Here is a 255-nt window from a genome sequence, read left to right as displayed (position 1 = left end):
ATCAACGTTTTAATGTACTGGTTTGCACTACGATTATCGAAACCGGTATCGACGTACCGACTGCCAATACCATCTTTATAGATAGAGCCGATAAATTAGGTTTGGCCCAGCTTTATCAAATTCGTGGTCGTGTTGGTCGCTCGCATCATCGTGCTTATGCTTATCTGATTACCCCGCCGCAACAGGCCATGACTGCCGATGCGATTAAACGTTTGGAAGCCATTGAGTCGATTGAAGATTTAGGTGCAGGCTTTA

At 45.1% G+C, this 255-nt stretch carries 1 protein-coding gene; it reads left to right on the top strand.

Translation table 11 applies throughout. The features are described from left to right. A partial coding sequence (locus E8Q33_RS15105; RefSeq protein WP_136555715.1) for a helicase-related protein occupies positions 1-255 on the top strand: 255 nt, incomplete at both ends.

This window comes from Methylophaga sp. SB9B, from assembly GCF_004832235.1.
Taxonomy (GTDB): Bacteria; Pseudomonadota; Gammaproteobacteria; order Nitrosococcales; family Methylophagaceae; genus Methylophaga; species Methylophaga muralis.
This window is presented reverse-complemented; position numbering and strand designations above follow the sequence as displayed.